Origin of the sequence: Enterococcus sp. DIV1083b, from assembly GCF_051713705.1 — a bacterium.
Taxonomy (GTDB): domain Bacteria; phylum Bacillota; class Bacilli; order Lactobacillales; family Enterococcaceae; genus Enterococcus_D; species Enterococcus_D casseliflavus.
In genome coordinates this window covers 758273-781836 of the sequence record NZ_JBIOQJ010000001.1, presented here as the reverse complement: position 1 = coordinate 781836, position 23564 = coordinate 758273, and the positions used below count along the sequence as shown (strand labels likewise).

The 23564-nt window shown below is 33.0% G+C and carries 23 protein-coding genes and 3 pseudogenes; 2 read left to right on the top strand and 24 right to left on the bottom strand.

The annotated features are described in order from the left end of the window. Window positions 1-49: 49 nt before the first annotated feature. The 5 genes and pseudogenes from IGI69_RS03665 to IGI69_RS03645 form a co-directional block, all read right to left on the bottom strand. On the bottom strand, window positions 50-958 hold the full coding sequence (locus tag IGI69_RS03665) for an IS982-like element ISEfm1 family transposase (protein ID WP_121262235.1): 909 nt from the start codon (window positions 956-958) through the stop codon (window positions 50-52). A 415-nt stretch (window positions 959-1373) separates the two neighbouring features. Then, window positions 1374-1619 (bottom strand): annotated as a pseudogene (locus IGI69_RS03660) (MerR family transcriptional regulator); the annotation flags it as partial. A 795-nt stretch (window positions 1620-2414) separates the two neighbouring features. Beyond that, complete coding sequence (locus IGI69_RS03655; protein ID WP_060792665.1) at window positions 2415-2720, bottom strand: hypothetical protein; 306 nt, start codon at window positions 2718-2720, stop codon at window positions 2415-2417. An 86-nt stretch (window positions 2721-2806) separates the two neighbouring features. Continuing rightward, on the bottom strand, window positions 2807-3022 hold the full coding sequence (locus IGI69_RS03650) for a hypothetical protein (protein ID WP_010748155.1): 216 nt from the start codon (window positions 3020-3022) through the stop codon (window positions 2807-2809). Between the two features lie 66 nt (window positions 3023-3088). Further along, window positions 3089-3289 carry a cold-shock protein gene (locus IGI69_RS03645; protein WP_005237682.1) on the bottom strand — a complete coding sequence of 67 codons (201 nt, stop codon included), beginning with the start codon at window positions 3287-3289 and terminating at the stop codon, window positions 3089-3091. A gap of 295 nt (window positions 3290-3584) precedes the next feature. On the opposite strand from IGI69_RS03645, the gene IGI69_RS03640 reads away from it, so the two are divergent. Beyond that, complete coding sequence (locus IGI69_RS03640; RefSeq protein ID WP_005237684.1) at window positions 3585-3734, top strand: hypothetical protein; 150 nt, start codon at window positions 3585-3587, stop codon at window positions 3732-3734. Window positions 3735-3809: 75 nt separating this feature from the next. On the opposite strand, the gene IGI69_RS03635 is transcribed toward IGI69_RS03640, so the two are convergent. The 17 genes and pseudogenes from IGI69_RS03635 to IGI69_RS03555 form a co-directional block, all read right to left on the bottom strand. After that, complete coding sequence (locus IGI69_RS03635) at window positions 3810-4013, bottom strand: hypothetical protein (RefSeq protein ID WP_060792664.1); 204 nt, start codon at window positions 4011-4013, stop codon at window positions 3810-3812. Window positions 4014-4849: 836 nt separating this feature from the next. Continuing rightward, window positions 4850-5920, bottom strand: a complete 1071-nt coding sequence (locus tag IGI69_RS03630) for a chromate transporter (RefSeq protein WP_269924366.1) — start codon at window positions 5918-5920, stop codon at window positions 4850-4852. 428 nt (window positions 5921-6348) lie between these two features. Then, a pseudogene (locus IGI69_RS03625) lies at window positions 6349-6756 on the bottom strand (GGDEF domain-containing protein). Between the two features lie 768 nt (window positions 6757-7524). After that, window positions 7525-7881 carry a hypothetical protein gene (locus tag IGI69_RS03620; RefSeq protein WP_223597931.1) on the bottom strand — a complete coding sequence of 119 codons (357 nt, stop codon included), beginning with the start codon at window positions 7879-7881 and terminating at the stop codon, window positions 7525-7527. A 120-nt stretch (window positions 7882-8001) separates the two neighbouring features. Next, a complete protein-coding gene (locus IGI69_RS03615) occupies window positions 8002-9669 on the bottom strand; it encodes an FAD-dependent oxidoreductase (protein WP_431399599.1) in 1668 nt (555 codons plus the stop codon). A gap of 17 nt (window positions 9670-9686) precedes the next feature. Next, window positions 9687-10766 (bottom strand): ACR3 family arsenite efflux transporter, encoded by a 1080-nt coding sequence (arsB, locus tag IGI69_RS03610; protein ID WP_431399598.1) that lies wholly within the window; start codon window positions 10764-10766, stop codon window positions 9687-9689. A gap of 13 nt (window positions 10767-10779) precedes the next feature. After that, window positions 10780-11094 carry an ArsR/SmtB family transcription factor gene (locus tag IGI69_RS03605; RefSeq protein WP_010748148.1) on the bottom strand — a complete coding sequence of 105 codons (315 nt, stop codon included), beginning with the start codon at window positions 11092-11094 and terminating at the stop codon, window positions 10780-10782. A gap of 1687 nt (window positions 11095-12781) precedes the next feature. Next, entirely contained in the window at window positions 12782-14023 is a 1242-nt protein-coding gene (locus tag IGI69_RS03600; RefSeq protein WP_431399597.1) for a serine hydrolase domain-containing protein, read from the bottom strand. Between the two features lie 45 nt (window positions 14024-14068). Continuing rightward, a complete protein-coding gene (gene dltD / locus IGI69_RS03595; protein ID WP_005237701.1) occupies window positions 14069-15343 on the bottom strand; it encodes a D-alanyl-lipoteichoic acid biosynthesis protein DltD in 1275 nt (424 codons plus the stop codon). Beyond that, the gene (gene dltC / locus IGI69_RS03590) at window positions 15340-15582 is read right to left on the bottom strand and encodes a D-alanine--poly(phosphoribitol) ligase subunit DltC (RefSeq protein WP_005237702.1); all 243 of its coding nucleotides are present in this window, start codon (window positions 15580-15582) and stop codon (window positions 15340-15342) included. Before dltC ends, dltD begins: the two co-directional genes overlap by 4 nt. Before the next feature lie 14 nt (window positions 15583-15596). After that, a complete protein-coding gene (gene dltB, locus IGI69_RS03585; protein ID WP_005237703.1) occupies window positions 15597-16796 on the bottom strand; it encodes a D-alanyl-lipoteichoic acid biosynthesis protein DltB in 1200 nt (399 codons plus the stop codon). Further along, entirely contained in the window at window positions 16793-18310 is a 1518-nt protein-coding gene (gene dltA / locus IGI69_RS03580; RefSeq protein WP_438739733.1) for a D-alanine--poly(phosphoribitol) ligase subunit DltA, read from the bottom strand. The genes dltB and dltA overlap by 4 nt, the downstream gene beginning before the upstream one ends. Window positions 18311-18321: 11 nt before the next feature. Next, a complete protein-coding gene (locus tag IGI69_RS03575) occupies window positions 18322-18459 on the bottom strand; it encodes a teichoic acid D-Ala incorporation-associated protein DltX (RefSeq protein ID WP_081117249.1) in 138 nt (45 codons plus the stop codon). Between the two features lie 355 nt (window positions 18460-18814). Next, the gene (locus tag IGI69_RS03570; RefSeq protein WP_317726488.1) at window positions 18815-19120 is read right to left on the bottom strand and encodes a hypothetical protein; all 306 of its coding nucleotides are present in this window, start codon (window positions 19118-19120) and stop codon (window positions 18815-18817) included. Further along, window positions 19117-19509 carry a hypothetical protein gene (locus IGI69_RS03565; protein WP_317726489.1) on the bottom strand — a complete coding sequence of 131 codons (393 nt, stop codon included), beginning with the start codon at window positions 19507-19509 and terminating at the stop codon, window positions 19117-19119. Before IGI69_RS03565 ends, IGI69_RS03570 begins: the two co-directional genes overlap by 4 nt. Window positions 19510-19856: 347 nt before the next feature. Next, the gene (locus tag IGI69_RS03560; RefSeq protein ID WP_431399610.1) at window positions 19857-19988 is read right to left on the bottom strand and encodes a hypothetical protein; all 132 of its coding nucleotides are present in this window, start codon (window positions 19986-19988) and stop codon (window positions 19857-19859) included. An 865-nt stretch (window positions 19989-20853) separates the two neighbouring features. Then, entirely contained in the window at window positions 20854-21282 is a 429-nt protein-coding gene (locus IGI69_RS03555) for a MarR family winged helix-turn-helix transcriptional regulator (RefSeq protein WP_431399595.1), read from the bottom strand. A 101-nt stretch (window positions 21283-21383) separates the two neighbouring features. On the opposite strand from IGI69_RS03555, the gene IGI69_RS03550 reads away from it, so the two are divergent. Beyond that, entirely contained in the window at window positions 21384-21869 is a 486-nt protein-coding gene (locus IGI69_RS03550) for a GNAT family N-acetyltransferase (protein WP_431399609.1), read from the top strand. Between the two features lie 415 nt (window positions 21870-22284). On the opposite strand, the pseudogene IGI69_RS03545 reads toward IGI69_RS03550, so the two are convergent. Next, window positions 22285-22380, bottom strand: a pseudogene (locus IGI69_RS03545) (IS6 family transposase); the annotation flags it as partial. 93 nt (window positions 22381-22473) lie between these two features. Beyond that, window positions 22474-22842 carry a BlaI/MecI/CopY family transcriptional regulator gene (locus IGI69_RS03540; protein ID WP_060792652.1) on the bottom strand — a complete coding sequence of 123 codons (369 nt, stop codon included), beginning with the start codon at window positions 22840-22842 and terminating at the stop codon, window positions 22474-22476. Window positions 22843-23564: the final 722 nt, after the last annotated feature.

Genomic DNA, 23564 nt, shown 5'->3' with positions numbered 1-23564 from the left:
CCTCCTTTTGACATAGTATACTATAAATCACCCGTGGTGCTAGTTAATTTTAATATCCTAAAGAATATCTCAAAGTTCCTTCAAAACGTCGTTGTGCTCGACTTAATAGAACACTGTAAGCCAGTAATATGCTTTCAAATCTACTCTCTAGCCCTTTAACAGAACGTGAGTTGAAATTTTGACAACCTAATTTTTCTAAGGAAGAAAAAACAGTCTCAACTGTTTTTCTTTGTTTTCCAAGTAAGCTGTGGTCTAGTTTTTCTGATTTATCCATGTTTTTACGTGGCGGAACGGATATAGTAATGCCCTTAAGGGCAAGCTTTTCATGGATTTTATGGCTAATATATCCTTTGTGCCCTAGGATATTGGGAAGATTCGCTTCTTCCGATAAAGTCTCTAACACTTTCACGTCATGGACACCTGGATTCGTGATTGAGTAAGTAATCGGAAAGCCAGTCTTAGTAACGATCATATGAATTTTAAGACCATAAAAATAAGATTTTTTTGTTGAGTTATAGCCAACTTTGGCTATTTGATTCAATAGTTTTGCTTGTCTATTTCTAACTGGTTTACATAATAAACTAGGAAAACTATCTATAATTCCGACTAGTTCACCTTTGGTGAGCTTCTTGATGAAAAAGTATCGAATAATCTTGATAGTGTAAGCTAAGTTTGAACTTAAGCGAGTGAATCGACTCCTACTAGGAAAGTCACCATTAGGAAATAAGACGGAACAAACCGCTCTATACGTGGCTCTTTGGCTAGTATAGCCATTAATTATGCCCCATATAACACAAGCAATAATCACTGTATCGCGTTGCTTCAGTTGATCAGTATTTCTTCGGTTTTTAATCTTATCTGGTACACAATTGTGGTATATGTTAGAAACAGTTCTCATAATTTCCTTGAATGTTATAAAAGTATCTGTATAATGTTCAGTATATTTTGATGAACGCATATGTAGTCCTCATTTCTTGGGAGTTTTGAGACTACTATATGCGTTTTTTTGTTGATTTACCAACATGTTTAGACATTTTCCTCTAGGAAAAAATTAACTAGCACCACGGGTTTAATAAGTTTTGTAATAATTACTCGACACGGTAGTTCATTAGCTACGCAGCCACTGATCGTTGCATAGTTTCTGACATTGTTCTTATGATTCAGTAACTCTTATTCCGTTTGACTCCTAATAGTTCATGGGCGAAGCGCGTCCGTCTAAAATAGTTGTTTCTATCGTTTGAACCTCATTGACAATTTTTGGAGAATCTTACCATTCCTTTTCAGCAGTTAAATGTAAAATTCTTTAATAGCTACGCTTATTTTTCATCCAGAATGATAACCTCCCAAATTTTTCCTTCTATCTATATAGCATCATTTTGTGTTTCACGTAATTGAACTAGTTGAGCAAAATCAATTAAAGATTCAATCGACAATCCAGCATTTCGCAAGTTTTTTGCTAGATAAATCCAATTTAAATCATTGGTAGTATAATCTCGGTAGCCGCTCTCGTGGCGGTGAACGGGTGGTATCACGCCAACACGCTCATAATAGCTTAGTGTATCCACACTTAAATCAAACATTTCAGCTGCTTTTTTATATTCATCGAATCTCCTCCTCATTCTTCTTATTTATAATAAACCATGGAGTTAACTCTAGAGAAACCAGAAGCCTCTTGTCTCTATGCTAATACTATACTAAATACCTCCTCACATTCCGTAGACTATTAAAATATTAAGCAATAGATAAAATCAGTTAAATGCAACTTCTCATATTCTAATGTTTATTAAGTAAGAATAATGTTAAAATAAAAAAACGAAGAGTATTCGGCGCAGTCCAGAAAAACTTCCCCAAGTTTTCTGTGCCGGTACTCTTCTTAGATTAATGCATGTTGCTTAATCAGCCTACGCTATATATTTCTTTTTTGCAAGTAATTACGATGTAGAAGCAATGCTTAGGAATCCCTTACGTTTTTTCTATTTTTACTTTTGACTTCTTTTAAGTGCTATACTGGATAAGTACCATGAAAGTAGGTGTTCAAATATGAATACTAATTTTTATCCAGTGGAAGTTTTTAGTTCGGACTACCGTTTATATTCATCAAAAGCAAAAACAAATTTGTATGATTTTCAATCGAGACCACCTTTGATCACGTCATTTGCTGTGCTAAATTTGAAAGAGTTGCACAATATTCAACTCAAATTATTTATTTACGATATTGATATCGAAAAATTTTCTACTTTAGAGGAAGCTAAATCTAGATGTAACTCTCTTATGTATAAATAATTTAACTAGCTGATCATAGCTAGTTTTTTTGTATATCTGTATCTAATGAACTAAATGTTCATCCTTAATCTGCTTAATAAAAAGAAATATTTATCGCAAAACTTATGGTGGCGGATTTAGAAGTTTATAGATTAGCGAATGACACAGAAATATCTGCCATCTGCTATGGGTGAATCAGATAAAATATATTTCTGGATGGTTCCTTTGAAGAGTTTTTCTCCTTCACAGCAACTTTTTAAAGAAGTATACATTTTTTCAGAACCATCCAGATAATAAACATTGATTCCCTGAATCTGATTATAATTAATCGGAGAACGTCGTGTACAAGAAAGTTGATCTCCTAGATATTTCACTTGATTAACAATCATTGGGTCATTAAGCCAATTTTTGTTAAGTGTCAATTTTACGATTAACTGATGAATAGCTTCTTTTTGCATTTTATTCCTCCACTCAAACCAATCGTCTATCCAGTTTACATATACATAGTACGTGATTAAAAAACTCAATCTATTCTTCATTGATTTCAGTTACTCATTAAATTTTTATAATTTATAACTGTTCTTTCCGTAGTATTCGTCACTTCTGAATTTGAAAGGGTTACAACTGCCGAATTGCTGAGTAGCTTTATAATTGTTCCAGCTGCTTGTTTTTTTCTATATCGAAATATGACCTGTTGATCTATATGAAAAGCTTGGCCTTCTATTGAAAGTTGTTGTGGTTTCCATTGTGAAAAACTCATTCTTACCCCTCCTTTGAAGTATGAAAAAACCGCCTCACACATGTTGAGACGGGTTAAAAGGCACTTTTATGCTTTATAGATATTAGCAGCTTGCAAACCGCGTTGACCTTCTTCAGTATCAAAAGTAACTGCTTGACCTTCATCTAAAGATTTAAATCCATCCGCTTGAATCGCTGAAAAATGAGCAAAGACATCTTGACCATCTTCTCCTGTAATGAACCCAAAACCTTTATCTGAATTAAACCATTTTACTGTACCTTTATTCATACTATTTCCTCCTTGTGCATCATTACGAATGCGTTTTGTTGCAATAATTGTTTGATAAGCAAAAGGAGAGTATAAATTTATGTATAGCACTCTTAATACGTTTCAAAGTTTATCACTACAAGTAGTATACCACACAAACTCTTTAGTTGCAACTTTACATAAAAATATTATTTTTTTATAAACTTATCACTCACTATACACTATTTTATTTTTAATGTGCTATACTATCTATATAGAATTTCGCTATGAACGTTATCGTTACCTTTCGTCACTATTTGAGAGAGGAGAATGTATTATGACATTCACTAACAAAACAATTGATTATCGTGTTACTTTGGACACTAACTTAAACTTGTTTATTGTTTTTTCTAAAAATGATGAAACCAAAGTGGCAACCGGTACTACAATCGAAAATGCAGTACATGAATTAGAAAAACTAGCATAAGGAGTGAAACTCTCTAATGGCCAAGCTCTTTTCATATTAAAGGCAGCTACTTGTAAGAATGAGTAGCTGTCTTATTCATTTTTTGTGTGCTAATTTGCTAAAAATGATCTCCATTGTTTCAAGTGTATCGATATCCATCTGACACAACCAGAGAAATACCTTCTTTTCCTCCTCCGTCCAAGTAGTTTTTGGATAGGCGGAAAGAAGTTTCAGATATTTTACACGTTGGATACTAAATGACAATAGCCAGTGCTGTTCAAAACTCTCACTTTCTTCCATATCATCCCTCCAAAATGGTATTACCTACAGTTAGACATAGCAAATGCAAGTAACTTTTAACTAAAAAATATCACAAACTAGCAAGCCAATCATCACAGATTAAAAATTGCTTTTTTTATGTTAATAAAGCAGTACATCTATTTATTGTCTCCTATTCTTAGATCCAGCTTCAGCTCGATTTTAAAATAGAGCAAAATCCTATAATTTCTGATCCGTTAAAATCAATATTGTAGAATTCATAATCATTTTTTATCAAGCAATCATTTATTTAAAAACCATTCACATAAGTAATAATTAACTTTTCGAAACCTAAGACTTTAAGGAATATTATTTTATTCTATAGTGGTTTTCCGATAATGCTTCCACATAATATCTTAATAACTTGTAATCTTTTTCATCAATACTTTTTATTATTATTTTATTTCCAAATAACGATTTGTGTGAACTTTTTAAAAGTCTGTGATGTATCTGATTTACAATCAAATACTCTACTTCTTCGTCCTTCAAGTTAGGATCAGTAATCTTTTCTAAATCCCGATGAATATAATTATATTCTAAGTGAGACGCGTCATTAATAACTCGTTTAAATTCTTCTTTCTCAACTTTCAGGAAAATCACGTCCTTCCCTTAATAAAAAACTCAGCGAAAAGAGAGATTAACTAACCACTTCTGCTATTTAAAAATACATATTACGTAATCAAATAAATTTCAATTCAACATCAGATATCTTTACAATAGTATGTTACCCCTTACCTACAAAAAAATCTATTGTTTTTATACATAAATACCCTAACATTCTTATGCAAAACTCTTATCATTAGATCATCTAATCTAAATCATAAAAATAGACCTAATAGAATTCCCCCTAAAATGAAGAATGCAGAGTTAATTTTGTATTTAAGAATACCTAATAGACTAATAAAAAAAATTAAAATGAAATACCATTCAACAAATATATTTTGTCCTAATTGGATGGTAACATTAGCCATCAATGCTAATGCTGCCGCATTTATACCAATTAACATTTTGGAAAATGTATTGGATTGTTTAAGCTTGGAAAATAGTGGTGCTAATATAAGAACCAGTAGAAACGATGGTAAAAAAATCCCTACTGTAGCTACCAAAGCACCTGGGATACCGAAAAGTAAATATCCAATAAAAGTTGCTGTAGTAAATACAGGCCCAGGAGTAAATTCGCCTACAGATATGGCATCTATCATTTGAACTTGGGTCAATACTTGTAACTTATCAACAAATTCTGATTGGATAAACGCAAGTAATACATAGCCACTACCATATAAAAGTAAACCTATTTTCAGGAAAGTTAAAAATAAAATTGAGAGACTAAATGGCTCTATGACATAATTTTTAAAATTCCAATCTTTTTTTATTAATAGTAAGAGTATTGCGGCAACTATTAACACAGTGAGTTCCGAAGCACCAAAAACAACCAAAAGCAGAGACAGGCAAAAAACAATAAATGTAGACATATCTTTTATAGCTGTTTTAAAAAGCTTTATTAGAGCTGCTACAATAATTGCTACAATGACAGGCTTTATATACTCCATAATTGTTTGAACTCTAGGAAGGTCTCCATATAATTTATAAAAGTGCCCTATAATCATTACAATGACCATTGCTGGTAAAATAAATGAAATACCTGCTAAAAATAATCCCCATTTTCCAGCACGCCGATGACCTAATATAATTGCCATCTCTGTAGAGTTTGGACCAGGAATCAAGTTAGTAAATCCTAATAAATTTAGAAACTCTTCCTTAGACATCCATTGCCTTTTATCCACGACTTCTTCTTCCATCATAGCGATATGAGCAGCTGGTCCACCAAAAGCAAAGAACCCAAGTTTTGAGAACACTTTAACAATCTCGATGTATTTATTTTCTTCCATAAGCCCTCCAATAGCATGAGAAATATTAAGTTATGTGCTGATTTGTTATATCAATGATTGGTTTCAGTTTAGTAGATCTTTACTTTCCAATAAATAGTTTAGAAAAGGACGCAAAGAGAAAAATAGAACTTTCTCTTTGCGTCCTTTGATGAAACCTTCTGAAAAACGATAAATATATTATCATTACAGTAGATTTACTCACCTATAAATATAAAAGTAACATATAAAAAGAAGACTTCCCCAATCTGCTTTCTCCGCTACTCTTTTAATGAGACACACTAGAAAATTTTAGAACAATTATTTATATATAGCAAGTAAAATGCCCTTGTTAAACAATACTATTTTAAATTAACCGTCCAAGAGATCTTGATCAAGCCAAAATCATGTTTAATTGCATAATAAATCAAGAATAAACAACAACTGTGTTTCTACCTCCTTTTTTTTGCAGCATACAGCGCTTGATCAGCCTGATTGATGAGTTCATATACATCTAAAGAAGAATCATACTTAGAAATGCCAGCAGAAAAATAAAGCGTAATCTTTCTTTCCCCTCCAATATTCAACTTATTTTTTAATAAGAATGCCTGAAATCTTAATATAGTCTTTTGAACAGACTTTAATGTACTGTCTTTGAAAATAACTAAAAATTATTCGCCTCCATATCTATAAACCTCTACTTGATCTTGGTGTGCTTCACTAAGAAAAGTTGTTATTTTTTTTGAAAAGAATATTAAAGCACGATTTCCTGTAATGTGTCCATAGTGATCTTTAATTCTTTTAAAATGATCTAAATCCATCATAACAAAAATAAGCTTTTCCTTTTCAACATCTGTCATACTATCTACGTCTTCATTTAAGCTTCTAATATTTTTAACTTTCGTCAATTCATCGTAGTTTCTCTCAATAAGTTTTCTATTTATATCTTTTAAGAATTATTTTTGAGTACTTAGATAGTATTGCCAAGAAATACAAATAATTATAGACCCTATAAACAAAGATAGATATTCCCAAAAAGTAAGTTTATATTCAAAAAAGAGCATAGAATTCAATCCAGCCATCATTAGAGTAATTAAAACAAAAAATATATAAAACGGTATCTGTATTTTATATTTATAAAAGCTTTTTTTAATTACGAAACTAAAAGTGAATGCCAGTATACTTAGAACTAGAATACTAAGTAATGTCTTGATATCAATAATACTTATTACGATAGTCCGATAAACACCATCAGATAAACACCATCATTAGAGCCAATAAAAGAAAATAATTTTTCATTTTGAATGAGTTAAAGTATAAGATAAATAAAGGTAATATATATTCATAATAAACATGCCCCACATTATTTATCGAAAAAGTTATGATAAAATACATTTGCGATACAAATAATATTAAACCAATAATTATTTTAAAAGAATATCGTAAATGGAGTTTCTTAAAATTTTTTACAAATAAATCATAGGAAATAAGTAAGCTAATTACTATAATTGAATACAATATTACATAAAGCAAATGTAAAAGTCCCATAGACATTTCTCCATTTCTTTTTTACTGTATACCAAGACTATAAGTATGAGATTTTACCTTTTCATTCCAACTATATAAATTTATTTTGCATATCTTTTTGCTTCTCTTATTTTATCTAGAATAAAACTTGTTTGACTATAATCAGTTAGTTCACGTATTACTTTTTTCACCGTACGATCAACAGCGCAAATACCAAACATATCAGAATAGAAGTCAGTTATTGATTTGATTGGACTAAACAATTTTTCTGATAATTCAGTTTTTTTTGAGTAATTCATTTCTAAGTACCCTTTGTCTACTAGCCGATCAATAACTAAATAAGCTGTATTCAGCTTAAATTCTGGGTATTTTTTTACAAAGTTACGTTTTGTTATCCCTCCCTCGCATTCATATAATGAAATCAAAACTCGGTATTCAATTTTAGTTAAATCTACCATCTTCAATTTCACCTCTAGTAGTCCATAATATATAAAAAAATGAAGCTTGAAAAAAATACAAATGTTACATCAAACCTCAAAATAAGTTTCTTCCTAATTATTCCAATATTTAGAATTCTATCATAATTTTTGTATCGTTTCACAAACTTCTTGATAGTTTTTATTTCCTCCGGATAAATTATAAACTTGTTTAAATCCTTTGTTCAGTAAAATATTTTGTGCTGCATTTCCAGTAACGCCTTTATTACAATAAGTTACTGTCACACATTCTTTATCCAATTCCTCATATCGATCTCTTAACTCAGCTAAAGGTATGTGAATTGCTCCCTCAACTTTCGAAGTTTCAAACTGTTTTCTTGATCTGGTATCAATAATTTGTAATTTTTCGCCGCTATCAATTCTTCTCAATAGCTCTATAGGGGTCATTAACGGGGTATCATTATTTATATCGTTGTTCAAAGCCATCCCAGTATAATGAATGGGATCTTTTGTTGTAGAAAAAGGTGGAGCATATGCTAAATCCAAGTGAAATAAATCTTCAGCAGCTGCGCCAAATGAAATAGCAGTAGCAAGCACATCGATCCGCTTATCTACCCCATCATAACCTATGATTTGAGCCCCAAGTATCTTCCCATTTTCTTTATTTGCGATTGCTTTGATCACCATTTCTTTACCATTCATATAGTCCGGCTTATTAGGTTTAATATTATATAAAGTAGTAATAGCTATATTATTTGCTAAAGCATCTTTTTCTGTGAGACCAGTTTGAGCAATTGTTAAACCAAAGAATCGTAAAATACCAGTTCCTAAGATTCCCTTGTGTCGTAGATTGCCACCTGTAATAACATCTCCTGCGATCCTTCCCATTTTATTGGCTGTTGAAGCTAAAGGTCGATAAATTGGTCGCCTAGTTATGCGATCAAAACTTTCTGCAACATCACCTACAGCATAAACATTTGGAAAATTGGTTTCTAACTTATCGTTTACTTCTATAGCTCCGGTAATTCCTAATTTAATTCCCATGGATTTTGCTAATGCGGTGTTCGGCTTTACTCCGGTAGCTAATACAAAAATATCTGCCGAAAAGATAGTTCCTTTAGCCGTTTCAATAGACTTCAGACTACCATCACCGTTAACTTTTCTGACGGTTTCTTCAGGGAAAAAGGCAATGTTTTTCCTTTTCATTTCATTAATGATTCTTGAAGACATGTCCCAGTCTAAATGGGACATGGGATATTTACTTCGTTGAAGTAACGAGACCTCAAGACCTAGTCTCTGTAACTGCTCGGCCATTTCTAAACCAATATATCCAGCACCAATGACAACTGCTTTTTTTGGCTCGTTTTCATCTACAAACTTCTTGATACTTTTCCCACTCGAAATATTTTTCACCTGAAAAACATTCTCAAAATGTCTATTAACAAATATTTCTGGGGTATTATAAACCGATCCTGTGGCCAACACTAAAACATCAAAATTATTGGTAAATGATTTTTTTGTAATTAGATTGATTCCGTGCACCAATTTTTTATCATAGTCAACCTGAGTTATTTCATGAGAGGTATGAATATCTACGTCGTACCTTTTTTTAAACCATTCAGCATTACGAGGCGTCAGTTCATCAAAGTTTTCCACTTCTCCCCCCACTGCATATGGAATCCCACAAACTGCGTAAGACACATCCATATCTTTATCATACAAAACAATCTCTGCATCTTCCGTATTTCTTCTTGCTTTTGCAGCGACACTTGTTCCAGCAGCGACAGATCCAATAATGATGATTTTCATTTCTCCACACCTATCCTTTATACGTTCTTGATTTCACTCAAAGATTCCGGATTTATGAACCAGTCTTTTGTTTTATTAGAAACCTTAACTAAAAGTAACATAACTGGCACTTCCACAAGTACGCCTACGACTGTTGCTAAAGTTGCTCCCGACTGTAATCCAAAAAGTGATATTGATACCGCTACTGCCAACTCAAAAAAGTTACTTGCTCCTATCATTCCAGCAGGAGAAGCAATATTATGTGGCAACTTCCAAAATCTTGCCCAACTATAAGCAATTGTAAATATTAAAATCGTTTGAATCGTTAAAGGAATTGCAATCAATAAAATATGCAATGGATTAGCAATGATTCTTTCACCTTGGAAGGAGAAGATAATGATCAAAGTTAGTAATAACCCAATAATCGTCACTGAATCAAATTTCTTTAAGAAGATATTTTCAAAATAGGTTAACCCTCTTTTTTTTATGATCAACACTCGAGTAATGAAGCCTAAAAACAATGGAACAACTACAAAAAGAACAGTAGACAGTAATAAAGTAGCTAAGGGGACACTTACATTATCAACACCTAACAAGAAAGCAACAATAGGTGCAAATAATACTAGGATAATTAAATCGTTGATTGCGACTTGAACCAAAGTATAGGCAGAGTCACCTTTTGTTAGGTAGCTCCACACAAAAACCATCGCTGTACATGGTGCTGCTCCTAGAATAACTGCACCAGCGACGTATTCTTTTGCTAGTTCTATTGGAATCAATTGTTGGAAAATCACATAAAAAAAGAGTGCTGAAATGCCATACATCGTAAACGGTTTAATAAGCCAATTAGTAACGCACGTGATAACTAATCCCTTAGGTTTTTTAGCAGCACGAACAATACTGGTAAAATCAATTTTTAACATCATAGGATAAATCATCAACCATATCAAAATAGCCGTTGGAATTGAGACCTGAAAATACTCAAATTGACTTAATGTATCAGGAATAGCTGGAGCAAACTGTCCAATCAATACTCCGATTATCATACACAAGATTACCCATAGAGTTAAATACTTTTCAAAAAAGCCTAACCCTTCAGCTTTACCTTTTGATTTCATTTTTACTTTCCTCCTACTTAGATCCTTCTTTTACTTTGCATACACAGTTGTCTTCATTATTTACAAGTAATTGTTGAATAGATTCCATAAATTCTACAACAAATTCTTCCCTCAATGAATAATGGTGCCATTGCCCTTTTTTACTTACACAAACGACACCCGCTTTTTCAAGTACTTTCATATGATGAGAAAGTGTAGGCTGCGTAAAATCAAAATATTCAAGTAAATCACATGCACACAAACTACCGCAAGAAAGCACATCGACTATTTTCATACGATTTGGATCCGCTAGAGATTTTAATACTAATGAAAGAGATTCATAATTCATTCTTCGACCCTCCTTATATAGATGGTTGTCTATATATGTAATATAGACAACCATCTATATAAGGTCAAGTTGTTTACTCATAATTTCTAAGTAAATAGGAATTAATAGCATAGTTAGTACTCTCACTATAGGTTAATTTAGCATAGAAGAACTGTTAAAGAATATTCTATCTTGAACTCTTTTATAGTTATAGCAATCAAAGAGAGCTCATAAACCCTTAAGTTTTTGACCACATCCAAGATTTGTCCTAATACTCATAAACCTAAATTTTAATTGAACAATGATTTAGCTACGAGTTTATGAACACAAAAATAGAGTGATACATATAAATTACAGTATCTAAAAAGAGTGTCCAGAAATTAGTCATTTTCTGAACACTCTTACTCAAAATAACTCATTATGAATTTTTTATGATTCGAGAAAGCTTTTTGCACAATCTACATGGACACTATTAATGATTTAAAAATCTGTTTAAAGGAGTGTCCAACAGAGTATACTCTGCTGGCCTTTGAATCCCCTAACTAAACGATGTGCTGAAAAAAGAAAATATCTATATAAATATAGTATGATTAATTATTTAACTGATGACTAGATTTATAAAATAATTTAAAAAAGTAATCAGCTTCAAATTCCAACAAGATATTTTTTTTTAAGAGGGAGTAGATGAAAAGGATTTTGAGTTTCGTATTTTCTGAAAAACAATATCTATAAAAATATTTACGATAGCTAAGATTGAAATAGAAATTGAAGAAAGAGGAGATATAAATGAATAGAATCATAGTTACAAGAAAACAATATTGCCATTCCATTAAATAGTGAAAGAACCTCAAGATTCAAATATAAACCATCATTGGTACAGGTAATCTTGTAGTTTGTTTGATAATAGGGCGCCATTTGATGGAAGAGTAGGGGTCGAACTATCATGTTGCTTAAGAGATCGAGATTTTTAGTTAACATAAACATTTACATGTTTTTAATTATATTGATTTATAGCTTTTTAAAAGAGACAACTTTGTATAAAATCTATGTTATGTAAACTGAAATTATTCATACATCATTTTTCAAATATAATTAGCATTTTATACTTTTTTGAATTAAAATAGACTTAAGATTTAGTAGTAGTGCCAAAAATAAAAAAAGAAATACTATTATTAGGAGGAAGCATTATGGCAACATAAAATATGTTGGTAATGACACAAAGAAATCTGAAAACGGAAAAATTCATAGAAAAGAAGGTAATTATACTGGTTGTGGAGCAAGAATTGATGACAATCCACAAGATTGGCAGTCTACGACTTCTTCTATCACTTGTGAAAAAAAAGGCTGTAAATAGAACTACCTCAAAGTATTAATTTAAAAATTAATCGGAGAAGCAATATAGCACAGCTTTGGCAACACTATAAAATCTAAATATGAAACCGTTATCTTGGTTTGTATGTATTTTAGCTATCACTTACTACTTAGTGATAGCTAATAGATTGTTCCATATCAATTCTGAATAAGAACCATACATTGTTTCATTGTTAATACACAGATAAACAAAAATTTTTTAATATTTTATGCCGAAGATGCAGTATTGATACATAAAATCTGCGATATCATAAAAATGAGTCCTATCAACAGAATTATAATATTTAGACAAAGGAAATCAAGCATATATCATAATTGATTTCCTCATATAATTTGATTAAAAAGAGACATCAATATTTGAAAGCGGATGATACAGTTGATTCATTAATTCCGTGTCGCTTTTACGTCCACGATTAGAGAGCAGAATCACACTAGTTTTATTATCTTTAGAAAACAACCCAAACGATTCGAATCCTCCTTTACCACCATGAGCACGGAAATAAGTCCCTTTGTCATAAAAACCTGCTGCATAGAATCCGCCAGCGGCTGGTTGCCACATTTGCTCCAGCGAAGCTTTATCTAACAGTTTCCCATTCAATAATAAATCATAATAGCGATACAAATCGCCAACTGACATATAGAGATTTCCAGTTCCTACCTCAGCTGCCAAGTTAGCTGAGGAAATATCGTTAGGGTTCCCGTAAGGATCTGTTTCATCATCCGTTTTGTAATTGACCGTAGGATGATCCTGCTGCAAAAAAACTTTATATAAGAAAGAGTGTTTCAACCCATTCTTATTGATAAAATAATCCGTTAACAGCATATCATAACTTTTTCCTGTTACTTTTGTCAAAATGCCTGCTAGTAAATTGTAGTTGATGGGACTGTATTTGAATGTTCCTTGGGTTCCGGATAAGACAGCATGTGCAGCATCCCAGTCGAGAATCTGCTGCACGTCTTCCAGTCCTTGGGGATTTTCTGAAAGCTTGAGTCCGGAAGCCATCTGCAGCATTTGCTGAATCGTAATATTAGCAGCACCTGGAATATAGGGATAAAAGCGGGCTAACGTATCTGTCAAGGATAATTTCCCGTCCCTAACTGCTCGCATAATCAAGACAGCTGTTAGACCTTTTTGTATCGAGCCAATATTGAATAATGTTGTCGGAGTATTTTTAATATCAGCTGCCTTGTCCGCATATCCGTACCCTTTATGCAGCAGGACTTTCCCATTTTTTACAACCAATGCACTTCCGATAAAGCCACTGGAAATAATTTTCTGATCGTAGATAGCTCCTTCAGGTGTGATGACTTCTTGATTACTAATGAGATTGTCATAGTTTCCCGCATCCAACAAGTCCTGTTTCTTGTTGGATGCGGGCTGCTCATTTTTGGAAGAGTAGCTGCTGGTAGTACTGGAATGTACAACTTGCTCACTGAAATGATCAGAAGCATCCGTTGGTTCCGTTGGTAAAAACAAGTAGTAGAGGCCAATGAGACCACAAATAATCACAAGGATATCAATCCCAAGCACTAGTTTATGAACGTTTCTTTTTGCATGTTTTTTCGTATGTCTACTCATTGAATAAAGCCTCCAGCATTTCTATTCTCCAACAGTCCTCCTTTTTCATTCCCCCTGAATATCTTTTGGTGCTTCTTGCTGCCAATTTTTGGATAGAAAATAATGGTTGATTTCATAAGATGGTTTCTCTTTGCCCTTAGAATCCAAGAATGGCTGAATGTATTCATCTGCTGCTAGCCAGCCACGCCAGCCTAAGTGAATCGTATCTTCCATAAAATAGGGTTGATTGCCTTTCGTTGATAAATCAGCGATATTCATAAAGCCTTGACTTCTTAACTGGTAGCGGATCTTTTTGTCAAAACCAGTCAACACCTCTTGCGGTAAGCCAGTATAATCCATCCACTTCTGATTGATAGGCGGAATCACAAATAAGACATCCACATTGTTGCGAGCAAATTCTGTCAGTACTAGTTGAAAGTCACTATATTCTGGTCCAAAACGATAATCCCATTTCTTTTGAGAGCCTTTCATTTTATCTATGCGGCTTTGCAGATTATGTTGGTAAAAAGAATTCTTGATCCCTAAAGAATTATTAGTCGTTTCTGCTTTTCCTTCATTATCGGCTACTTGTTCTATTTGAGCGAGATTATAGGTAGAAGGTAATTTCTTTGCAGCAGCAGTGATTTTGTCAGTCAAGTTATGCCCCAACCCAAGACCACTAAAAAGCTCATCTTCCCGTTTCAAAATAGATCGTTGCAGATCAATCTGTTTTTTCTGCCAATCAGTTGGTATCTTACCGGATTTCACTTCATTCAAGACTTGTTCCGTCAAGCGATTTTCTCTCACTTTCGAATAGTCTAAGAGACGTTCGGCATAGTATTGATCGGTGTCAGAGATTTTCTTTAACGAAGAGAGCCAATCGTACACATGCTGTTCGGAATAATGATGGTTGAAATAGTCTCCTTTCAACCCTTTAGGAACGAACCATTGAGGGGAAACGATGAAGACTGCTTTTTTCCCTGCTAATTCTTTCGCCATTGATTGAATGATGGCGTACTGGGTCAGCGACTGGGTGCCAGGTGCACCAATCAAAAATGGCGTATAAGAACGGTGATATTTCTGTACCAATACGGAAGGATGTGTGGCACTCACACGGTTTAGTTCGGATGAGCCAAAAAATGGGACATATTTTCCTGTTGCTATTGCCTCATTTTTGATATGATCCCCACGAAACACCGCATCATTCATTGCCGTCGCCGCTTGAGCGATGACTTTCGGATCGTGGCTATTGATCTTCCAAGGGCCAAGGAAGAGTCCCCCGACAAGAATCACCGCACAAAGAAGCGGTCCAAAAGCCGTGAATAGTCGTTTTTTCATCATCGGCTTTGCAGCGTGTCTACTTTCTCAATGATTTTTGCTGGTGTATTCCACTCTGCCCGGTCAAATTCTGATACAGGAAACTCAATTCCTAACCGCCCTTCTAGTTCAACCAGCAATTGAACAGATCCTAATGAATCTAATAATCCTTCATCAAAAAGATCGATTGTTTCGTTTTCTTTTACTTCGTCACTTCCTGTAACTGATACTAAAATGTCTAATACTGCTTCTTTGGTTGTCATATTCTTTTCTCCTTTTATTTAACGAATAATTTGTCTAAGATTCCTGAGAAAATCAGGAAACTAAAGCAAACTGCTTGGAAGGTCAATACAGTGGACACCGCTTTGGTTAGTTTGTTCGAAGGTAGATTTCCTTGTTTTTTCTTCCAACGGATCCACGCATCATTTCCGCAAATCAGTGTCGCATGATATACCCCGTATAAAATGTAATACCAGGTAAGACCGTGCCAAATGCCCATTAATAGAAACAGGGCGAAATAACCGACATTAGATGCTACTATACGACTTTTGAAAACTTTCTTTTTGATCAGGGTGAACATCAATCGCATGTATACGTAGTCTCGGAACCAAAAAGACAGACTCATGTGCCAACGATTCCAGAATTCTTTGATATTGGGCGCCAGAAAAGGTTTATTGAAGTTAGCTGGTGTATCATAACCCATGAAGTTGCTGATACCAATTGCAAATAAACTATAACCAGCAAAATCAAAGAACAGATACATACTATAGACATACATATACCCTAGCATTCCCCAAGAGAACAGTCCATTTTGCAGGGCTTCTTTGGTCACGATCGGTAGTAATACTTGACCGAGATAATAACCAAGAATGAACTTATACAGGAGCCCTAGCATTATTTTGGCGACTCCTTTGTTTAAATAGTCGAGATACACTTCTTTTGTCGGTGGATTCAGCAGATCTTTCTCAAAGCGACGATAACGATCGATCGGTCCCGAAGAAATCGTTGGAAAGTATAGTAAAAACTGGATATAACGCCAAGGATGGTATTCTTTGATCAGGCCATCCCGTATCTCCATGATCATTTGCACCGATTTGAAGGTCAGATAAGAGATGCCCAAGAAATAAATCAGTGAGGCATGCCCAACAAAGAAAGGGGTGACTTTACTCAATGCCAATGGTAAGATCGCTGCTACCACTGCACCATAAAAGACGCCTGAAGTATTTGCTCGTTGACGATGCTGATAATAGCCATAGACGAGTAATGTCTGATACACGACGTACCCGATCAGCGCCAGACCCTGCTGCCAATATTCACCACCAAAACTTACGTACAATACCGCTAGTGTGAGTAACGTTTGATACCATTGCCAACGCTTTTGTTTGAACAGCAGCACAAGCATCATCGGAAGCAATCCTACCATTAGCCAAATGAAATAGGTGGGATTTGCATAAGGAATCATATGCTGCAGGTTCATGAAGGATTCACCTCATTTGTCAGCCGTTTGCGGTCGATTTTGCCATTTGCCGTATGGGGCAGATGCTCAACATAGATAAATCGCTGCGGGATCATATACTCCATCACCGTTTCACTCAGTGAAGATTTGATGGCTTTTGTCAGTTGAAACTCTTTCTCGAAGGGGTGCGTTTCGGGAACGACATAAGCAATCAACTGTTCCACTTTCTTTTCTTGATATTTAGGGACTACGACGGCTTGTTTGACCCACGAACTATTGCTTAAATGATGGTCAATCTCTTCTAGTTCCATTCGATACCCATGGAACTTCACTTGAAAATCAAGACGCCCTTCATAATGCAACAAACCATCTTCCGTCATTCTGCCGCTATCGCCGGTTCGATACGCTGGTTGCCCTTCATGGACAAAAAATGCCTCTTTTGTTTTTTCGGGATTGTTCAGATATCCTTTTGAAACGCTAGGACCACTAATGATAATCTCACCTACTTGCCCTTTAGGAACTAGTTGATCTTCTTCCATAAAGAAAACCGTCGAATCTTCTTTCACATACCCAATTGGCACCCGATCATATTGTTCCAGTAATTCTTCAGTGATTTGCACGCCGGATACGGCAACAGTCGCTTCAGTAGGTCCATAAGTATTGTAGATTTTTGCATTTGGAAAACGTTCCAGTAGCTCTTGAGCGGTTTTTTTCGGTAGTTCTTCCCCACAGAATAAGAAACGCTCCAACTGAGGAACGTGCATCCCGTCAAAGGTCTCTTCCATCAAACATAGTTTCATAAATGAAGGTGTCGAGATCCAAACATTGATAGCCAATTGCGGCAAAATCGCAAATAATGTTTTGAAGTCATTAATGACAACCTTTTTTAAAGGTACCAAGCAGCCGCCAGAAGTTAATGCTGGGTACACCCCCATGACAGAGAGATCAAAGGAATACGGTGCCTGCGCCAAATAATACATCCCGTCGCGTAAGGAAAAATCTTTCAATGTCCATTGCACGAAACTCAATAAATTCCCGTGACTAATCTGGACTCCCTTAGGGATGCCGGTCGTTCCTGATGTAAAGATGATGTAATAAATATCATCTTTTCCGAGCGTTTTTGCGTTACCTAAATTGCGCCCGCTTTGATAAATTTCTTCCAATTGATTTATTTCTAGCATTGGAATCATTGTTTCCGGACCTTGCCAGTCAGCTACACTAATGATCAAATCTGGTGTAGCCACAGAAAGGATCAATTCAACACGCTCTTTTGGTGTGGTACTTTCAATGGGGATATATGCCCGACCAGTTTTGGAAGCTGCCAAAAAAGCTGTCAGCATGTCAAATTCTAACTCGCCATAAACAACAATCGGTCCGCGAGTTTCCAACGTTTCCTCGAAATAGGCAGCTAATTGATTGGATCGAGCTGCTAATTGTCCATAAGTATATACTTGGTGATCTTCCCGGTAGGCAATCCTCTCTGAATCTTTTTTTGCCCACTCTTCAATGGCTTGCACAATATTCACCATGTTCATGAACATTCCTCCTAAAATTCATTATAGATAAAGGCGCCACCTTGCACGTTTTTATAGTGATAAAGATAAATTATCATAACGATAACAAAAAAATATAAAATAGTTTTCCACACAAAAGTAAGTACATGACTCTCAGGTCTATTATTCATAAATTTTTTCACAAAATTTCACCTCATGATAATATTCTGGAACCATTTTAATATAATTCAATAATACGAGACATTGATTTGTAGACTATAATCCTTACAATTTGGTAAGATTATTCTATGTTATTTAAACTTAATAAGGTTATGGTTATCCTATTAATATATAATGTATCTGGTCTATGAAAAATTGAATATTTTGTTTCTATTACTTACATCAAACGAATCGCTTCATGTGATTAATTAATCAATATAAATTATATGAAAAATCTCAATTATATTAAGATCTTATGGATTTTCCATAATAAAATCGAATTAAAAAAACACAGTTTGCGATTTTTTTTACAAAGGTTAAAATTTTTTAATTACTTAATTCAATATTTCTCTCAATTTCCTTAAGTTTCTCTTTCAAAACTACTTTATCAGACAAACGCTTAATTTTATTAACCAATTTATTTATTTCTTCATATTTTTTTTTCGATATGTTCGGCTTTACTTTATCTCCGCTATAGCAATCATTTATAACTTCCTCTGCATGATTAATTAATTTTATTTGATATTTTGCTTCTCTTAATAAACCTTTTATCACTCGTTTCCAATTATCTTCTTCAAATATGTCTATATTTATAGAACCTATTGTTTTAATATCAACATTGTATTCTATCACAATATCTTTCCGAACAGTTGAACCATTAATAGCCGGAGGGGGGATTGAAAGATTTCATTTACTGAATTTTGTACAATTAGTTTTTGTTGAATAATATTACATTGTTTACTTATTGCTTCAAATTGGTCTGTTTTCAACTTTTCTCTGGGATACTTTTTCTTAAAGCTATGTATTTGTTCATTTAATTTTAGCAATAACTGGTTAATCGAAGATACCCTTTGATAATTTAAACTTTTTGATAAAAATCCTAAGTCATCTGAAAAGCTATCAATGACTTTTCCAATAGATCCTGAACTTTCTAAACTTAACAATTTTTGCTCAATTTCATTCCTTTCATTTTTGTATTTATTTTCTATGTAAGCTCCTAATCCACCAAGCAGAACTCCCATAAAAAAAACAATACACCCACTAAGCACTAGTATCGTAACATTATACTCTGTTACTCTCTAAATAAAACATTTCTGACCTAATTAATTGAGCTGCTTGAGAATCTATAAAATGGGCAATTAAAAAAGGATCAAAAACTTTTAAGTTTCTGACCCTTTTTTATTTATTTTACAAATATCCCTAGATCGTACTTTTAATTGAACAACTTTAGAGATCATTTTCAGTTATACATACAAAAGAAGAGCATTCAGAAATTACTGACTTTCTAAATACTCTTATTCCAAGATAAATATTACATCAACCATTTCAAATAAGCAAAATACTCAAAACAACATAGCGAATAATATAACTATCGAATTACAAAAAAGATGTACAAAAATTGATTCGAAAATATTTTTTTTCGCAGGTATACAATCGTCAAATAGATCCCTATGACCAAAAATGGAAATAGTAAAAATAGATCACCATCAACATTTTGGATATGACTTAGAGCAAATAAGAATATACTTACGAAGGCAGTGAAAACTCTCAGGCATTTTTTTCACCAACATAAATTAAAGTATATCTATAAAGCATCTCCTCAAAAACTGGAGCTATTAATATAGCTATCAAACAATAAAGGGATAGTCCTTTGATCTATAGGGTAATTAAATAAAAATATATCTGACTCTTGAGTTAAAACCATGTTAATGAAACCTACGGTTAGAATAATACTTGTTGTCATTATCCCTCCTATTTTCAATAGATCAAGAAAGTACAAATTTTTCAGACTTTCTAATAAATACCTATGAAATAGTAGAACAAAAACATCCTTTGTGTTTCTTAACTACAATTTGATTATACATCTTGAAAGTAATATTTTGAAACAGGTTTCTTAAAGTTGTTAAACACAACATCAGTTAGGCATTGCTTAATAATAAACATCCAGTAATATCAATTGAACAATTCAGTGAATCTGTAATGTTCCTGTTTCAACATTTACTACTATTTTCTGGCTACAACCTCTAAAATACAGTCTATATTAGACAGTATTCAGAATTAAAACATACTGCAAGGTTATTAACTTGTACTTGATCTTGCTTCTATTGGTAACTGTTCAATCTTATGAAATGTTAGTCACTTGTGCAAAGACATGTACATTGCTGTCCTCAAGTTTAATTGGTTATTAAATCAATTAACATAATTATTTGAATCAAAAACTTTTATGTTTCTGACCATTTTTTAAGTAAGTACCCATATTTGTTTGGTTGAAGAAGCCCCTCAAACTCAACTCCTTTATTTACTAATCCAAAAGTATAAAAAAACAAATGTAGTTGAAAAGCAAAGTTACGAAAAAGAATTCAAAATTACTTTTCTAGTTTCTTTTGTATTGAAATCATGTTGTTAATTACATCTTCAATTTCTTTTTCAGATATGTTACCAAAAATGGCTTGGACATTTTTATCTGTTAATTCATTGATTTCTTTCAATAATTGCCTTCCTTCATCAGTCATGCATAATTGAAATTTTCTATTATCATTTGTAAAAATTTGTCTTTTTATCAAACCATTTTTTTCCAGCTTCTTTAAAACTCTACTTAAATAGCTTTTATCAATATTAAGTCTTTTGACTATATCACTCGCAATACAGTTTTCCTTTGTTTCATTTATTTCAAATAGAATCCTCCCCTCTATTAGGGAAATTTTAGTTTCTAATAATCTGTTGTCTAAAACCCCCAAAACAACTGCATAAAACCTATTAAACTTTCTAACTTCATTTATTTGTTCTTTCTTCATTGTATCCCCTCAATTTAATTGACAAAGTCAACTGTTTTTATTAATATAGTATACAACCGTTTTGTTGACAAAGTCAACTATTCGGAAGGGAGGTAATTTAAATTAGAATACGAGACATAGAAAAAAAAGATAATAATGCCCTGAAAATAATTATCCAAGAATCTCTAGAATCGTTTGGTCTTAATATTCCAGGAACTGCTTACTATGATTCTCAACTAGATAACCTATATGACTACTATCATTATCAAAAAAAAGCTAAGTATTGGGTTGTAGAAATTAATGAAAATGTAGTTGGAGGAATTGGCATTGCTCCATTCAACTTTTCCGAAGAAATTTGTGAAGTGCAAAAACTATATTTATCTAAAGACGCTAAAGGATTAGGTATATCTAATTTATTGTTGGGGACTGCGCTTAATTTTGCATCTAAAAACTTCACAAGGTGTTACTTAGAAACCAGTAGTGAACTACGAGTTGCACAAATTTTGTACGAAAAATGGGGATTTACTTTGATGGATAAGCCTCTATCAGGATCAATACATACCGCAATGGATTTATGGTATACAAAAGATTTTACATCATCGAATTAGAGGAGGAAATTATGAATACTTTAGGTGTACTAGGTTCCATAGTAGTAATAATTTGGGGGATAATTTTATTTTTTTTCAAATAAGAAATGAGCGCAGTCATATTTCTTCAGTTGAAAAGCTTTTAATAAATAAAGATGATAACAAAAAAAATCTATAACCATTTCAGGCTTCAATAAATAATAGCTTTTTTAATAATCTTAATATGATCGACAAAACTAGGAAAAATTAAAGTGTCAAAAACTTAAAAATTTTTTGATCCTTTTTTAATTTATCATTTAATAGTTCTTTCAACAGCTCAATTAATTAGGTCAGAAAGTATTTCATTTAGCGGTCAGCAGAGTATACTCTGTTATAAAGAGAGGGTTCTGTTGCAAAGTTTAAAAATAAACAATACTACTACATTCCTAACTGTAGATTAAGCTGGCATCCCCAATAATATTTTGATTTGCGTGCAGACTGAAAAGCCGAAGGGAGTTCCCTCCTTCCGGCTTTTCTTGTAGATTATTTGAATTGCTTTCAAATTTTTCCGTAATTATTTTAAGAACTTTTAAGTTTCTGACCCTCTTTTTTAATCCTCCGAACAGTCAAACGAAATATTAAAAATTCAACTATTCTTTTGTATGATATTTTTTCTTTCAATTATAAGATTCGAAAAGTATTCTGTTTGTTGTGTGGTCTTTAAGGAGCTTACTGCATGATTTACTAATTTTTTCAAAACCACTTCCCCATATTCGTCTTTTATAAATTCTATAAAAGGAATACTAGGTCTGTAAGCACGTGCTAACACATTCTGAGAAAATTTAATCTCTCCTACTTCCAAATAGCCTTTGTTTAATAATTTTCTTATCACAGCAGCAGTCGTATTTTCGTTTAGTTTCGGCAATCTTTCTAATAGTTCATGTTTAGTTAAAGTCTGGTTGAATTCATAGAAATAGCGAAGAATTTGATATTCAGATTTACTTAATTCTGACATAATAGTCTCCTTATCTTTTTCCGATGATTCTCTATTTGTAAAGTACCAAAGAGACAACCAGTAAAAACACATATATAATAGTATCTACTATAATCCATTGTTTCCTACCATCAGTTGCTTTGGTAGAAAAAGAACAACTTATACCATATAGTATTAAAAACAACGCTGCTAATGAATAACCATTCAGCCAATCAGTTAAGGTTATAATTATCAAGATCAAAATTAGTGGTACCATATATAGCCATGCATACCACTTTCTCAAATGGTAGGGTAACTTACTGAAGTTTGAATTCATACATGAATCTCCTTATTGATAATTTTTTGCTTTTATATATGATACATCACATAAAAATAAATATAAAGCTTTGTTACTTTTAAATGCTATAAAAATTTATATTTATTATCCTCCCTATAGATTCTTTCGTCTCTTCTTTATTCATTTGGCTTAATAACAAAAATTTCTCTTTACTAATGTTACCCCTTACATATGAACATAGCATTTCATACTTATAATATTGAAGAATAGGAATATCAAAGAAGTTATCTTCAATTAGTAGGGATAGCTCGGAGAAAATTTTTTTGAATTCAGATAAATTTCTGTTCTTATCTAAATAATTAAAAGCTAGATTATTATAAAAAATTATTTTTTCGATTTTGTATTCTGATATCGTACTTACAGTGTTTAAATAACACTCTACAGTTGGAAGTAATAGGGAAATAAA